We start from the raw sequence: 14619 nt of genomic DNA on the forward strand, positions 1-14619 counted from the left end.
GTTCTGCAACGGCGCCTGGATGCGAAAGCCCTGCCCCTCGACACCAGCCTTGGTCGCCAGGTTGGCCATGCGCTCGAAGGCTTCAACGAACTCGGGCCGGCAATCCGGGTAGCCCGAATAATCCACCGCATTCACGCCGATGAAGATGTCACGCGCCTCCAGCACTTCAGCCCAGCCCAGCGCCAGCGACAGGAACACAGTGTTGCGCGCCGGCACGTAGGTCACCGGGATGCCCTCGGTGGGCGCCTCGGGCACGTCGATGCTGCTGTCGGTTAGTGCCGACCCGCCAATGCCGTCCAGGCTCAGGCCGATCACCTTGTGCTCCACGACCCCCAGGTCGCGGGCGACCCGCGCGGCAGCGTCCAGCTCGGCGCGATGACGCTGGCCGTAATCGAAGCTCATGGTGTAGCAGCTGTAGCCGTCGGCCTTGGCCATGGCGACCACCGTGGCCGAGTCCAGGCCACCGGACAACAGGATTACCGCACGTTTCTCAGTCATAGCATCACTCCCCAATCAGCGTCCCGGCTCGTCGTTCCACAGTTGCTTGTGCAACTGAAGCTGAAAACGAACCGGCAAATTATCGGCCACGATCCAGTCTGCCAGGTCACTGGCCTTGACCTGGTGATGGCTTGGCGAAAACAGCACCTCCCCCGCACGCTTCTGGAGCCCGTACTGGATCAGCTTGGACACCGCCCAGTCGTAGTCTTCACGCGAGCAAATGACGAACTTGACCTGATCGTTCGGGGTCAGCAGCTCGATATTCTCGTAAAGGTTGCGGTGCATCTCTTCGGAGCCTGGGGTCTTGAGGTCGACGACCCGGCTGACGCGCTGGTCCACCCTGGAAATGTCCAGCGCACCACTGGTCTCCAGCGAGACCTCGTAACCGGCGTCACACAGCCGCTTGAGCAAAGCGATGGCGTTGGGTTGCGCCAGCGGCTCACCGCCGGTGACACACACGTAGCGCGGGCGAAAGCCGGCGACCTGCTCAAGGATCGAGTCGAGGCTACGCACGGTGCCGCCACTGAAGGCATAGGCGCTGTCGCAGTACTGACAACGCAGAGGACAGCCGGTGAGGCGTACAAAAACCGTGGGCAGCCCGGCGGTACGCGTTTCACCCTGCAACGAGTAAAAAACTTCGGTAATGCGTAATGTGTCTTGCATAGTCGCCACGGGCGTAACAGCTAAACAGGCTGTCCGCCTCCGTCAGGCACCGCAGCGAACCCGTCATCGCGTAGTTCGCAGCAGCGTAAATAAATAAAAGGGCATCGATTCTAACGAAAAAACCCGCGACAAGCGCGGGTTTCTTCCAGGCGGGCTGATCAGAGCTTCTGCAGGTCGCGCTGCGCCAGTTGGGCAGCAGAGGTCCCCGGGTACTGGGTGACCACTTGCTGCAAGATGCCTTTGACCCGGTCGGTATGCCCCAGGCGGCGCTCTACATCGGCCAGCTTGTACAGCGAGTCCGGCACCTTGTTGTGCTTGGGATACAGCTGGCTGACCTTGGCGAAGGCCTGACCTGCGCCCTGCAGGTCACCCTTGGCCAGGTTCACTTCACCCAACCAGTACTGGGCATTGCCGGCGTACTGGCTGTTTGGGTACTTGCGCAGGAAGGCGTTGAACGCCTGGCTGGCCTTGTCGAAATCCTTGGCCTTGATCAGGTCGAAAGCAGCATCGTAATAGAGCTTTTCTTTCGCCGGGTCGCCAGGTTCGCTACTGGCTGCAGGGGCTACGGCACCTGCAGCGGCACCGGCGGCGACATTGCCACCAGTGGAAGAATTCTCGGGAGTTGCAGCGGGTGTACCGCCAGCTCCGATACGCCGATCCAGGTCCTGGTAACGCTCCAGGCCTTCCTGTTTCAGGCGGGCTACATCGTTTTGCAGTTCTTCGATCACGCCTTGCTGGCGCGAGATCTGATCCTGCATCTGCTGCAATTGCATGAACAGCTGACCCTGCGCCGAGGCAGGGGCCGAAACCCCTCCCCCGGCGTAGGCGCGCTCGTACCATAACCCGCTGGCGGATAACTGCTTGCGCCGTTATTACCAGCGTTGTCATCAACAACAGGAACCTCGGCCCAGGCCACAAGTGGCAGGGCGAGAGCCAGGACGGTTACAGCACGGCGGCACGTTCGCATATCGAATTACTTACGCAGTTCGACGCGACGGTTTTGAGCCCAGGACTGCTCGTCGTTACCGGTAGCAACTGGACGCTCTTCGCCGTAGGAAACCAGTTCCAGTTGGGCTGGGGAAACGCCTTGCAGTACCAGGTAGCGCTGAACGGCTTTAGCACGACGCTCGCCCAGAGCCATGTTGTATTCGCGAGTACCACGCTCGTCGGTGTTGCCTTCCAGGACGACGCGAGCGCCATTGCCTTTCAGGTCTTTGGCGTGAACGTCCAGAGCGCGCATGGCTTCTGGCTTCAGGTCCGAGCTGTCGTATTCGAAGTAGAAGGTGGTGATTGCGCGCAGAGCAGCTTCTTCGCTCAGGGAGCCGTCAACAGCACCGGTGTTAGCGCCGTAACCAGCGTTTGGATCAACAGCGCCTTCACCAGCGTTGTCGCCGCCCTTGGAGGAGCAACCTACAGCTACAGCCATGGCCAGAGCCAGCGCAGCAAACTTACCAAACTTCAGCATTTCCATCTTGAAACTCCTAATGAACCCCAATGTGTTAAGTACAACGTAAAGCGCCGCGTCAGTTCAGGTAAGGGGACCAGGACGGTTCTCTGACTTCGCCTTGAGCGGTAGGAAGCGGGAGCCTCACGCGTCCGTTGAGAGAGACGAGCATCAAGACTCCCCGGCCCTGCTGGCGGGTGGCGTAGATTAGCATGGTGCCGTTGGGCGCAACAGTGGGTGACTCATCAAGACTTGTTTCTGAGAGGATTTTTACACTTCCCCGCTGCAAATCCTGTGCGGCCACCTTGAAGTTGGTGAAACCTTGTTGGCGATGGATCATCACCAGGGTCTTTTCGTCCGCCGACAGTTTAGGGTTGGCGTTGTAGTTACCCACGAAAGTTACACGCTCGGCACCACCACCCGAAACGCTGGTTTTGTAGATCTGTGGCTTGCCGCCACGGTCTGACGTGAAGTAGATGGTCGAGCCATCCTTGCCCCAGAACGGCTCGGTGTTGATACCCGGGCCGGCCGTGACACGCGACAACTGACGCGAGGCCATGTTCATCACATAGATGTCCGGGTTGCCGTCCTTGGACAGCACGAACGCCAGGCGCGAACCATCCGGCGACCAGGCAGGCGCGCCGTTGAGGCCTTCGAAGTTGGTGATCTGCTCACGGCGACCGGTATCGATGTGCTGCACGAAGATACGCGGGCGACGCTGCTCGAACGACACATAGGCAATGCGCTTGCCATCGGGCGCGAAGCGCGGCGACAGGATCGGCTCGCGCGACTGCAGCAGCGTCACGGCGCGGGCGCCGTCATAGTCCGAGCGTTGCAGGGTGTAGCGCGTGCTGTCTTTCGAAAAGCGTTCGGCGGTCACATACAGCATGCGCGTGGAGAACGCGCCCTTGATACCGGTGAGTTTTTCAAACGACTGGTCGGCAATGTAGTGCGACATGTCGCGCAACTGGTCGGTGCTGCCCGAGACGCTGCCGGTCAGCACTTGCTGTTCGGTGGCGACGTTGAACAGGGCGTATTGCACCTGCAGGCGGCCGCCCGACGGCACGATGCTACCCACCATCACGTACTGGGCACCCAGTGCCTTCCAGTCACGGAAGATGATTTCGCTGGCCTGGCTCGGCTGGCTGATCATGTTCTGGCGCGGGATCGGCGAGTAGTAGCCGGAGTTGCGCAGGTCATTGCCGATGATGTCGGCCATGTCCTCGGGCAGCACGCTGCCACCCTGCAGGGCGAACGGCACGACCGCAATCGGCGTGGCACGGTCGCTGCCGCTGGTGACCAGGATGTTCTTTTCTTCTGCAACGGCCATCCCTGCTGCGCAGCAGAGAACAACCAGCAGTCCTCTAAGAAGGTTAATCACAAGGCTAGATCCTCAGGTGTGAATGTCATCTTGAATGAACGATAGGGATTGAAGTCGCTCGGTTTCAAGCCCTGCATTTCGGTCAATCGACCAATGTTCTTGACCGCTGCCACGGCAGAGGCGTCGAACGGACCATCACCACTGGAGCGTGCAACGCTCACCGTGGTCACGGTGCCATCGGGCAACATGCCAATCTGCAGTACCACTGTCATGTTCTTGCGCGCTGAAGGAGGACGGGCCCACCCTTCGGCTGCACGGGCACGGATCAGGTCGTCGAAATCGCCGGCCACCTCGTCACCCTGTTCGTCTGCCAGCGCCTGCTGACGCTCGGTGGAGTCGGACAACAGCTCGGCCAGGGCCTGGGCTTTCTTGTCTTCCGCCGCTTTGCGCGCCGCTTCTGCTGATTTTTTCTTGGCCGCATCGGCTGCAGCTTTCTTCTTGGCGTCTTCAGCGGCCTTTTTCTTGGCCTCTTCAGCCAGCGCTTTTTTCTTCGCGTCCTCGGCTGCCTTTTTCTTGGCATCCTCGGCGGCTTTTTTCTTGGCGTCTTCAGCCGCCTGCTTCTTGGCGTCTTCGGCAGCCTTTTTCTTGGCTTCCTCTTCGGCCTTTTTCTTGGCGACATCGGCCAGCTGTTTCTCTTCAGCCTTCTTGGCTTCCTCGGCTTTCTTGGCCGAATCGGCCTTTTTGGCCTCGTCCGCCTTCTTCGCTTCGTCAGCCTTCTTGGCTTCAGCGGCCTCGCGGGCCTCCTCGGCCTTTTGAGCAGCCTCTTCTTTCTTTTGTTCCGCAGCCTTCACCGCTTCCTGCTTCTGCTGCTCGACCTTCTTCTGCTCCATCTGCTCGACTTCGGTCTGGCGCGCAGCGGTTTTCTTCGCTTCACCCGCAATCTTCTGATTGGTCTGGGTGGTGGCCTGACTTTTGGACTTCAGCTGGTACAGGGTCGCCTGGACAATAGGCTTGGCCGGCGGCAGCTCCGGGGTCATGGCAAAACTGACGAACAGCATGCCGAACACCAGAACGTGCAGCGCGATGGCCCAGACACTGGGCCAGAAATAGCTTTCCGAGGCGGATGGCTCTCGCTGTTGCATCAGGGCGCCTCGGTAATCAGGCCAACGTTACCCACACCGGCCTTCTGCAAACCACCCATGGCGCCCATCACGGCGCCATAGTCGACGGACTTGTCACCACGGATGAAGACCTGGGTCTGCTTGCCCTGGTCACGCCCGGCGGCAATGATCTTGGTCACAGCGTCAGTCATCTGCGGCAAGGTCATGGCCTTGTCCATCTGCTTTTCGGTGTCGACTTCGCTGCCAAGGTTCCAGAAGTAGGTCTTGTCGGCCTTGATCGAAATGGTAAGGATCTGGACGTTGTTGTCCTGCGGCAAGGCTTCGCTGGAAACCTTGGGCAGGTCGACCTTCACGCCCTGGTTGAGCATCGGTGCGGTCACCATGAAGATGACCAGCAGCACCAACATCACATCGATGTAAGGCACCACGTTCATCTCGGCGACCGGCTTGCGTTTGTGTCGAACTCGAGCCATGGGCTTTTACCTGATCACTCTTCGCTGGTGTGCACTTTACGGTGCAGGATGGCCTGGAACTCGTCGGCGAACGTGTAGTAACGGCCGATCAAGACTTCACTGCGCGCAGCGAAACGGTTGTAGGCAATAACTGCCGGGATTGCGGCGAACAGGCCGATCGCGGTGGCGATCAGCGCTTCGGCGATACCCGGAGCCACGGTGGCCAGGGTCGCCTGCTGGGCAGAAGCCAGGCCGCGGAAGGAGTTCATGATGCCCCATACGGTGCCGAACAGACCGATGTACGGGCTGGTGGAACCCACGGTGGCGAGGAATGGCAGGCTCTGCTCGAGCTTCTCTTCTTCGCGCGAGATGGCAACGCGCATGGCCCGGCCAACGCCTTCCATGACCGCGTCAGGATCGACACCCGGCTGCTGGCGCAGACGCGAGAATTCCTTGAAGCCGGCCCGGAACACCTGCTCCACACCCGAGTCCGGGTCCGGGTTGCTGCCGGCCTGGCGGTACAGCTTGGACAGATCGATACCCGACCAGAAGCGCTCCTCAAAACTTTCCAGCGCACGACGACCGGCACGCAGCATGGTGCTGCGTTGAAAAATCATGATCCATGAGGTCACCGATGCGGCCACCAGAATCAGCATTACCAGCTGCACCACGATGCTGGCATTACTGACCAGGCTCCACATGGAGGTATGGTCGACGACGTTAGCTTCCACGCTTAATCTCCTGCATTTGATTGTGTACCCGCACCATCCGCCGCAATAAAGGCTGCACGCAGCTCAGGGGGGATGGCTCGGGGTTTGAACGTATCGGCGCGCACACAGGCCACCAGGAACTGCCCCTCGCAGAGCAGCGTTGCATCACGCTCGCGCCACACCTGCTGCACGAAACGCAGGCTGGCGCGATTCAATTCAAGCACTTGTGCGGTGACCCGCAATTCGTCGTCCAGGCGGGCCGGCGCGTGGTAGCGCGCCTCGCTGGAATGAACGACGAACAAGGTGTTCTGTTCTGCCATTGCAGACTGGGCAAAGCCCAGCTCGCGCAACCGCTCGGTGCGGGCACGCTCCATGAATTTCAGATAATTGACGTAATACACCACGCCGCCCGCATCCGTGTCCTCGTAATAGACGCGACAGCGATGTGCGAACGCCTCAACCCCATTTTGCGCGCGCATACTCTAGTGCTAACTCCTCAGCTTGCCAATCCGCCCCACCAACTGTTTTTAACGGATTATGTCGTATTGCCAGCGCGACCCGTGCGTGTCCGCCGATAGGACCACGAAATCGCCGGATAAATCTGTCATTCATCGGGCGGCGCGCAAAAAGCCTCGCTGCCAGGCGCCTCGCCCATCCGGTTGGGGATGTTCAGGCCAAAGTGCAGGTAGGCATGGCGGGTCACCACCCGCCCACGCGGAGTACGCATGATGTAGCCCTGCTGGATCAGGTAGGGTTCGAGTACATCCTCGATGGTGTGGCGTTCTTCGCTGATCGCCGCCGCCAGGCTGTCTACGCCCACCGGCCCGCCATCGAACTTCTCGATCATGGTCAGCAACAGGCGCCGGTCCTGGTGATCGAAACCGCGCTCGTCGACGTCCAGCAGGTTCAGTGCCAGGTCGGCAATGGCCTTGGTGATGTCACCCTTGCCGCGCACTTCGGCATAGTCACGCACGCGGCGCAGCAACCGGTTGGCAATACGCGGCGTACCGCGGGCGCGACGGGCGATTTCGAAGGCGCCCTCGTCTTCGATCGGCAGCCCGAGAATCCCGCCCGAGCGGCTGACGATGGTCGCAAGGTCCGCCGTGTTGTAGAACTCCAGGCGCTGCACGATGCCGAAACGGTCGCGCAACGGGTTGGTGAGCATGCCCGCCCGGGTCGTGGCCCCCACCAGGGTGAAGGGCGGCAGGTCGAGCTTGATCGAACGCGCCGCCGGCCCCTCGCCGATCATGATGTCGAGCTGGAAATCTTCCATGGCCGGGTACAACACCTCTTCGACCACCGGCGAAAGCCGGTGAATCTCGTCGATGAACAGCACATCGTGAGGCTCAAGGTTGGTCAGCAGCGCCGCCAGGTCACCGGGACGCTCCAGGATCGGCCCCGAGGTACTCTTGATCGACACCCCCATTTCCTGGGCGATGATGTTGGCCAGGGTGGTCTTGCCCAGGCCTGGCGGACCAAAGATCAGTGTATGGTCCAGCGACTCGCTACGCCCGCGCGCAGCCTGGATGAACAACGCCATCTGCTCGCGCACCACCGGCTGGCCGATGTACTCGTCCAGGCGCAAAGGACGGATCGCCCGGTCCTGGACTTCTTCACGGTCGCGCCCGGTGGCGGTTATCAGTCGGTCGGCTTCGATCACTTAAATCATCCCTTTGAGGCTGCGCCGGATCAGCTCTTCGCTGCTCAGGCCCTTGGCATCGATGGCTGCCACCGCGCGGCTGGCCTCTTGCGGCTTGTAGCCCAACGAGATCAGCGCGCTGACCGCATCGGTCTCGGCGGTGGAAACGGTCGGCGCCACCTGCGGCCCATCGGACACCAGAGTAAACAGGCTCGGCGCGGTCTCCCAGGCCTTGAAGCGGTCTTTGAGCTCCACCAACAGACGCTCGGCGGTCTTCTTGCCAACCCCAGGCACCTTGACCAGTGCCGAGGTGTCCTGAGCCTGCACGCAGCGTATCAGGTCGTCGACCTCAAGGCCCGACATCAATGCCAGGGCGAGCTTGGGGCCCACGCCATTGAGCCGAATCAGTTCGCGAAACAGTTCGCGCTCGCGCTTTTCGTGAAAGCCGTACAGCAGGTGCGCATCCTCACGCACCACCAGGTGCGTGTGCAGGGTCACCGCTTCCCCCACCTTGGGCAGGCGATACAGCGTCGTCATCGGCACTTCCAGCTCATAGCCCAGGCCATTGACATCAACAATCAGGTGCGGCGGCTGCTTTTCAGCCAGGGTACCGCGCAAACGTCCAATCACGTTCAGGTCCTTTATCCAGAGCGCCGAGCCGGTCAAACCCGTCGTCAGTCGCCATGATTGCAAGCAGGCAGTGGCCGGCAAGCGAAATTGTGTTAACCGATGATGCTATCAGAGCCGCAAGCGGCCGCTGCGGCTGCGTGCCGCCCCCAGCCCGTGCGCCACCAGGCTGGAGCGAGTGTGCGCATGGCACATGGCGATGGCCAGGGCATCCGAGGCATCGATCTGCGGCTTCTGGGTCAACTTGAGCAGGTGCATCACCATCAGTTGCACCTGCTCCTTGTTCGCGCCACCAGTACCGGCGATCGCCTGCTTGACCTGGGTGGCGCTGTACTCGGCAATCTCCAGCCCCTCTTCGGCCGCCGCCACGATCGCCGCGCCACGCGCCTGGCCGAGCTTGAGCGCCGAATCGGCATTGCGCGCCATGAACACCCGCTCGATCCCCATGGTCACCGGCCCGTGCTGGCGAATGATCTCGCGCACGCCCCGGTAGACGATCTGCAGACGCTCGGGCAGCTCGCCGCTGCCGGTGCGTATGCAGCCGGAGGCCACGTACTCGCAGCCACGGGGGGTATGACGCACCACACCATAGCCGGTAATGCGCGAGCCGGGGTCAATACCAAGAATCAGTGTCATAACGCCTGCGCAAAAAATGACGCAGCAATGCGCCGTTGAAAAGACAGAAGCCGGACCCATCCCAGGCACTCAGTGCACCTGCAGACGGGTCCGGCCTCAAGTACGCCAGAACTGAATCCTAGCCGAGCTGCTCCATGACCTCGTCTGGAATCTCGGCATTGGAGTAGACGTTCTGTACATCATCCAGGTCTTCAAGCATGTCGATCAGCTTGAGTACCTTCTGCGCCCCCTCCAGGTCCAGCTCGGCACTGGTGGTGGGCTGCATGACGATTTCCGCGTCTGCGGCCTCGAAGCCAGCGGCTTGCAGCGCTGTACGCACCGCGTAGAAGCTGGCAAAGGAGGTGAACACGTCGAACGAGCCGTCTTCATTGCTGACCACGTCATCGGCATCGGCTTCCATCGCCGCTTCCATCAGCGCATCTTCGTCGACGCCTGCGGCAAAGCTGATCTGCCCCTTGCGCTCGAACAGATAGGCCACCGAACCGTCGGTACCCAGGTTGCGCCGCACTTGCTGAACGCGTGACGCACGGCGGCGGCGGTACGGTTGCGGTTGTCGGTCATGGCCTCGACCATGATCGCCACGCCACCCGGGCCATAGCCCTCGTAGCTGAGCTCTTCGACGTTGTCCGCTTCGGTCGCGCCAGCACCGCGGGCCACGGCCCGGTCGATGATGTCGCGGCTCATGTTGGCACCCAGCGCCTTATCCAGGGCCAGACGCAAGCGCGGGTTGGAGTTTGGGTCGCCGCCGCCCTGCTTGGCGGCAACCGTCAGCTCACGAATCCACTTGGTGAAGATCTTGCCTCTCTTGGCATCCTGGCGCTCTTTGCGGTGCTTGATGTTCGCCCACTTGGAATGACCCGCCATATACGACTCCAAAAATCCTTGAAACAAAACCACGCCCCCGCCCGGTCGACCCGTGGCGTGGGCAATCAAATCGGCATGCCGTAACGCAAAGGCGCATCCAACTGGATGCGCCTCGGGTCCGCTTATTCAGCCTTGGGCTGTTCGCGCAGACGGATGTGCAACTCGCGCAGGGCCTTGGCGTCGACCAGGCCAGGGGCCTGGGTCATGACGCAAGCGGCGCTCTGGGTTTTCGGGAACGCGATCACTTCGCGAATCGACTGGGCGCCGGTCATCAGCATTACCAGACGGTCCAGACCGAAGGCCAGGCCACCGTGCGGCGGTGCGCCGAACTTGAGGGCGTCGAGCAGGAAGCCGAACTTCTCTTCCTGTTCAGCCGCTTCGATGCCCAGCAGGCGGAACACCGCCTGTTGCATCTCCTTGCGGTGGATACGGATCGAACCGCCACCCAGCTCGGTACCGTTGAGCACCATGTCGTAGGCACGCGACAGCGCGGTGGCCGGATTGGCCTCCAGCTCTTCAGGCGAACATTTCGGCGCGGTGAACGGGTGGTGCAGTGCGGTGAAGCTGCCGTCGTCGTTCTCTTCGAACATCGGGAAGTCGACGACCCACATCGGCGCCCATTCGCAGGTCAGCAGGTTGAAGTCGTTGCCGACCTTGATACGCAATGCGCCCAGGGCCTCGCTGACGATCTTGGACTTGTCGGCTCCAAAGAACACGATGTCGCCATCGACCGCACCCACGCGATCGAGGATCACGTTCAGGTTGGCCTCGGGGATGTTCTTGACGATCGGCGACTGCAGGCCTTCAACGCCCTTGGCGCGCTCGTTGACCTTGATGTACGCCAGGCCCTTGGCACCGTAGATGCCGACGAACTTGGTGTACTCGTCGATACGGCTGCGCGGCATGCTCGCCCCGCCCGGTACCCGCAGTGCGGCAACACGGCACTTCGGATCATTGGCCGGGCCGCTGAACACCTTGAAGTCCACGGCCTGCAGCTGATCGGCAACGTCGACCAGTTCCAGCGGGTTGCGCAGGTCGGGCTTGTCGGAGCCGTAACGACGCATGGCCTCTTCGAAGGTCATGTGCGGGAAGTCACCGAACTCCAGGTCCAGTACTTCCTTGAACAGCTTGCGGATCATGCTCTCGGTCAGGCCCATGATCTCGGCCTCGCCCAGGAAGCTGGTCTCGATGTCGATCTGGGTGAATTCCGGCTGGCGGTCGGCACGCAGGTCTTCGTCGCGGAAGCACTTGGCGATCTGGTAGTAGCGATCGAAGCCAGCGACCATCAGCAATTGCTTGAACAGCTGAGGTGACTGCGGCAGGGCGAAGAAGCTGCCAGCGTGGGTACGGCTTGGCACCAGGTAGTCGCGCGCGCCTTCCGGGGTGGCCCGGGTCAGGATCGGTGTTTCGACGTCGAGGAAACCGTTTTCGTCGAGGAAACGACGGATGCTGGTGGTAATGCGCGAGCGCAGGCGCAGCTTCTCGGCCATTTCCGGACGGCGCAGGTCGATGAAGCGGTAGCGCAGGCGGGTTTCTTCACCCACGTCAGAGTATTCGTTGAGCGGGAACGGCGGGGTTTCCGCTTCGTTCAGTACTTCAAGCTCGTAGCCCAGCACTTCGATAGCACCGGAAGCCATGTTGGCGTTGACTGCGCCGGCAGGACGCGGGCGCACCTTGCCGGTGATCTTCACCACGTATTCGCTGCGCACGCGGTCGGCGGCGGCGAAGCTTTCTGCGCGGTCCGGGTCGAACACGACCTGGGCCATGCCTTCGCGATCACGGATATCGAGGAAAATCACCCCGCCGTGGTCGCGACGACGATGGACCCAACCGCAAAGGGTAATTTCCTGACCTTCCAGGCTCTCGTTCAGTTGGCCGCAATAATGGCTGCGCATCATGATGGTGGTTTCGCTTCTCGTGATTCGTGAATTCGGTAAAGGCCCGGCAAGCCCCAGGGGGCCCATAGTGCAAGAGCCTGGCAGTTCAGTTCAACTCAGTCGGCCTTGTCAGCGCCCGCCAGGTTCTTTTTCGAGCCGGTCTTGAAGTCGGTCTCGTACCAACCCGTGCCACCCAGGCGGAAGCCCGGAGCAGAGATCAGCTTCTTCAGAGCAGGTGCCTGACAGGCCGGCAGTCGGTCAGCGGCGCTGCGCTGATCTTCTGCAGGGCTTCCATCTGGTGGCTGCAGGCAGCACATTGATAGTCGTAAAGTGGCATTGGCGTATCTCGTTGACCACTGCGCGGGCCACGCCCCGCAGCAAAAAGCGAGATTATATATGGTTAAGGAGGGCTGTGCAGCCCGCCCAGCCGGCCAGTGCACCAATGGCTCAGGCCGCGCTGGTGCCGCCCAGCAGATAGACCACACAGATCACCCGTACCAGGCCGCTGAAATTCTTTACCCCGCCGTGACGCAGGTGCACCTCGCGGTCGACATGCGACAGCACGGAATTGACCGTGCAATGGTTGGCTGCGGCAATACGTTCGAGGATTTTCCAGTAGACCTCCTCCAGACGCAAGCATGTGGCAAATCCGTTGAGGCGCACCGAGCGTGACAGTGGTCGGGCCAGCCCCATGTTGAAATCTGCCTGAAAAGGGTCGATCGCATCGCCCTGAGGTTTTCCGGGGGGGCATGCACCTTCATTCACAACTCGCGACATACGCTTACCACGCTTTGACGGACAGGAAGTTCAACCCCGGAACAGTGTTGTTCCAGGTGCCTGTCTATAAAGCGCTGATCAACGCGAACGAACCAGCAGACCCCTCACCCGCAAAGTGTAGGAAGCGCCCTTAGTTTGATTCATCCATTAAACCTGCAGAAAACCTTCCCCTGAAACTTTCGCTGCACTATCGCGGGCATGAAAAAGCCCGAATCGGCGCCAGGCAGACTCGGGCTTCTTCATGCTCGCAACACTGCTAGCGAGCAGCTACCTGCTTACTGGGCCAGCAGGGAACGCAGCATCCACGCGGTTTTCTCGTGGACCTGCATACGCTGGGTGAGCAGGTCGGCGGAGGGTTCGTCACTGACCTTGTCCAGCAGCGGGAACAGGCTGCGCGCGGTGCGCACGACAGCTTCCTGACCATCGATCAGTTGCTTGATCATCTCTTCGGCGGCCGGCACGCCCGGCTCTTCCTTGATCGAAGACAGCTTGGCATAGGTGGAATACGTACCTGGTGCAGGAAAGCCCAGCGCACGAATACGTTCGGCAATCGCATCCACGGCCAGGGCAAGTTCGTTGTATTGCCCTTCAAACATCAAGTGCAGTGTATTGAACATCGGCCCGGTCACGTTCCAATGGAAGTTATGGGTCTTCAAGTACAGTACATACGTATCCGATAGCAGATGCGACAGCCCGTCGACAATGGACTTGCGATCATCTTCACTGATACCAATATCAATTGCCATGTACATTTCCTTCCTGTGATGTCAGATCAACACGCTGACGGGCACTGTATCAAGAGTTGCGTGCGCCTGCAGCCTCGTTTGCGCGGCCTTGCTGCGACACGGTGCAGCAGCTGCAGGCCGGCGGGCGACCAGCTGATTTGAGAACCCCCCGGCTTTGCGGTTAAATAGGCAGTGTGCCGTCACTGCATATTTTTCGGGCAATGACGCATAGGCTGCACCTGCGCTTTGGCGTCTCATCGGTAACTGCGCACCGTGGGTTCAGCTCTTCCTGTGATAAGCCTTAATAAAATGTGAGCCAAACCATCATGTTCAAGATCGTTCATCTGTTGACGGGCGCAGCCGCCTTGCTGCTGTCCCTGATACCCAGCCTGAGGGGCGAAGCCGTCCCTTTCCTGCAGCAACCGGACGCCATTTACCTGGCCTTGTTCGGCCTGCTCAACCTGACCCTCGCGCCGGTGCTGCCCCAGCACTACCGGGGTGCACGGCACTATCTGCAACAGGCAACCAGCGTGCTGCTGGTACTGGCGGTGGCTCTGCAGGCGGTGACACTGCTGGCACGCCCAGAGCTGGGCAATATCACAGCGATGGCCTGCGCCCTGCTCGCTGTGCTGCTGCACCTGGTGGCGGGCCTGGCCAAAGTTGGCCGTACCCGCAGCCCGGCAGTGCCGTACGACATGAGCAACCGCGATACGGGCACCGTGAAGTGGTTCAACACCTCCAAGGGCTTTGGTTTTATTTCGCGTGATTCAGGCGATGACATCTTCGTGCACTTTCGTGCGATCCGTGGCGAGGGCCATCGGGTGCTGGTCGAAGGTCAGCGTGTGGAATTTTCGGTGATGAACCGTGACAAGGGCCTGCAGGCTGAAGACGTGATTGCTGCGCCGCGGCGCTGATCGTCGACGAAAAAACCGCGACGGCACCACTGCCGATCGCGGTTTTTTTACGCCTGATGTTTGGTTGTGTTGCTGGTGATCTTGATTGTGCGGCCTGTCAGCAGGCCGGAGGGATGGGCCGTACGCCGCGCTGCCCATGCAGGATAATCACACCCCCGCTGAAATCGCTGATCGTGTGCATGCCCAGCATGGATAGCGACCATCTAGGCCCCTTGCGCTCTTACAGCGGCTTACTTTTTTCTTGGAAAAAGTAAGCAAAACCGCTCCGTCCTTCAGCCGGCCCTACGCTTCGCTCCGGGTCCCCTCCCTCCGGTGCCGCTCCGGGGGCACGCGACACCTACGCTCGGCCTG

At 60.9% G+C, this 14619-nt stretch carries 15 protein-coding genes and 3 pseudogenes; 1 reads left to right on the forward strand and 17 read right to left on the reverse strand.

Features of this window, described 5'->3' with window-relative positions; all coding sequences use genetic code 11:
* The 17 genes and pseudogenes from queC to G3436_RS06505 all read right to left on the reverse strand — a co-directional run.
* On the reverse strand, nucleotides 1-498 hold a 498-nt coding region (queC, locus tag G3436_RS06425), incomplete at its 3' end, for a 7-cyano-7-deazaguanine synthase QueC (RefSeq protein ID WP_163942608.1).
* A 15-nt stretch (nucleotides 499-513) separates the two neighbouring features.
* Nucleotides 514-1161 (reverse strand): 7-carboxy-7-deazaguanine synthase QueE, encoded by a 648-nt coding sequence (gene queE, locus G3436_RS06430; RefSeq protein WP_163942611.1) that lies wholly within the window; start codon nucleotides 1159-1161, stop codon nucleotides 514-516.
* A gap of 158 nt (nucleotides 1162-1319) precedes the next feature.
* Nucleotides 1320-2128, reverse strand: a pseudogene (ybgF, locus tag G3436_RS06435) (tol-pal system protein YbgF).
* A 6-nt stretch (nucleotides 2129-2134) separates the two neighbouring features.
* Complete coding sequence (gene pal / locus G3436_RS06440) at nucleotides 2135-2632, reverse strand: peptidoglycan-associated lipoprotein Pal (protein WP_042121796.1); 498 nt, start codon at nucleotides 2630-2632, stop codon at nucleotides 2135-2137.
* 52 nt (nucleotides 2633-2684) lie between these two features.
* Complete coding sequence (tolB, locus tag G3436_RS06445; RefSeq protein ID WP_187697402.1) at nucleotides 2685-3935, reverse strand: Tol-Pal system beta propeller repeat protein TolB; 1251 nt, start codon at nucleotides 3933-3935, stop codon at nucleotides 2685-2687.
* Between the two features lie 47 nt (nucleotides 3936-3982).
* Nucleotides 3983-5071 carry a cell envelope integrity protein TolA gene (gene tolA, locus G3436_RS06450; protein WP_163942642.1) on the reverse strand — a complete coding sequence of 363 codons (1089 nt, stop codon included), beginning with the start codon at nucleotides 5069-5071 and terminating at the stop codon, nucleotides 3983-3985.
* The gene (tolR, locus tag G3436_RS06455) at nucleotides 5068-5520 is read right to left on the reverse strand and encodes a protein TolR (RefSeq protein WP_163942616.1); all 453 of its coding nucleotides are present in this window, start codon (nucleotides 5518-5520) and stop codon (nucleotides 5068-5070) included. Before tolR ends, tolA begins: the two co-directional genes overlap by 4 nt.
* 14 nt (nucleotides 5521-5534) lie before the next feature.
* Nucleotides 5535-6230: a protein TolQ gene (gene tolQ / locus G3436_RS06460; RefSeq protein ID WP_043864241.1), complete on the reverse strand. Its 696-nt coding sequence runs from the start codon at nucleotides 6228-6230 to the stop codon at nucleotides 5535-5537.
* 2 nt (nucleotides 6231-6232) lie between these two features.
* The gene (gene ybgC, locus G3436_RS06465; RefSeq protein WP_163942620.1) at nucleotides 6233-6688 is read right to left on the reverse strand and encodes a tol-pal system-associated acyl-CoA thioesterase; all 456 of its coding nucleotides are present in this window, start codon (nucleotides 6686-6688) and stop codon (nucleotides 6233-6235) included.
* Nucleotides 6689-6813: 125 nt separating this feature from the next.
* Nucleotides 6814-7869, reverse strand: a complete 1056-nt coding sequence (gene ruvB, locus G3436_RS06470; RefSeq protein WP_163942622.1) for a Holliday junction branch migration DNA helicase RuvB — start codon at nucleotides 7867-7869, stop codon at nucleotides 6814-6816.
* Nucleotides 7870-8478, reverse strand: coding sequence for a Holliday junction branch migration protein RuvA (gene ruvA, locus G3436_RS06475; RefSeq protein ID WP_163942625.1), 609 nt, complete (start codon nucleotides 8476-8478; stop codon nucleotides 7870-7872).
* Nucleotides 8479-8586: 108 nt separating this feature from the next.
* On the reverse strand, nucleotides 8587-9111 hold the full coding sequence (ruvC, locus tag G3436_RS06480) for a crossover junction endodeoxyribonuclease RuvC (RefSeq protein WP_163942628.1): 525 nt from the start codon (nucleotides 9109-9111) through the stop codon (nucleotides 8587-8589).
* A gap of 118 nt (nucleotides 9112-9229) precedes the next feature.
* Nucleotides 9230-9975: pseudogene (locus G3436_RS06485) on the reverse strand (YebC/PmpR family DNA-binding transcriptional regulator).
* Between the two features lie 122 nt (nucleotides 9976-10097).
* Entirely contained in the window at nucleotides 10098-11873 is a 1776-nt protein-coding gene (gene aspS, locus G3436_RS06490; protein ID WP_163942631.1) for an aspartate--tRNA ligase, read from the reverse strand.
* A 95-nt stretch (nucleotides 11874-11968) separates the two neighbouring features.
* A pseudogene (locus tag G3436_RS06495) lies at nucleotides 11969-12189 on the reverse strand (FmdB family zinc ribbon protein).
* A gap of 110 nt (nucleotides 12190-12299) precedes the next feature.
* Nucleotides 12300-12629 (reverse strand): ribbon-helix-helix domain-containing protein, encoded by a 330-nt coding sequence (locus G3436_RS06500; RefSeq protein ID WP_163942634.1) that lies wholly within the window; start codon nucleotides 12627-12629, stop codon nucleotides 12300-12302.
* Between the two features lie 275 nt (nucleotides 12630-12904).
* Entirely contained in the window at nucleotides 12905-13375 is a 471-nt protein-coding gene (locus G3436_RS06505) for a Dps family protein (protein WP_163942636.1), read from the reverse strand.
* 305 nt (nucleotides 13376-13680) lie between these two features.
* Between G3436_RS06505 and G3436_RS28220 the strand changes: the two genes are divergently transcribed.
* Complete coding sequence (locus tag G3436_RS28220) at nucleotides 13681-14268, forward strand: cold-shock protein (protein WP_163942639.1); 588 nt, start codon at nucleotides 13681-13683, stop codon at nucleotides 14266-14268.
* Nucleotides 14269-14619 lie beyond the last annotated feature (351 nt).

The sequence above is a fragment of the Pseudomonas brassicae genome, from assembly GCF_010671725.1.
Classification (GTDB): Bacteria; Pseudomonadota; Gammaproteobacteria; order Pseudomonadales; family Pseudomonadaceae; genus Aquipseudomonas; species Aquipseudomonas brassicae.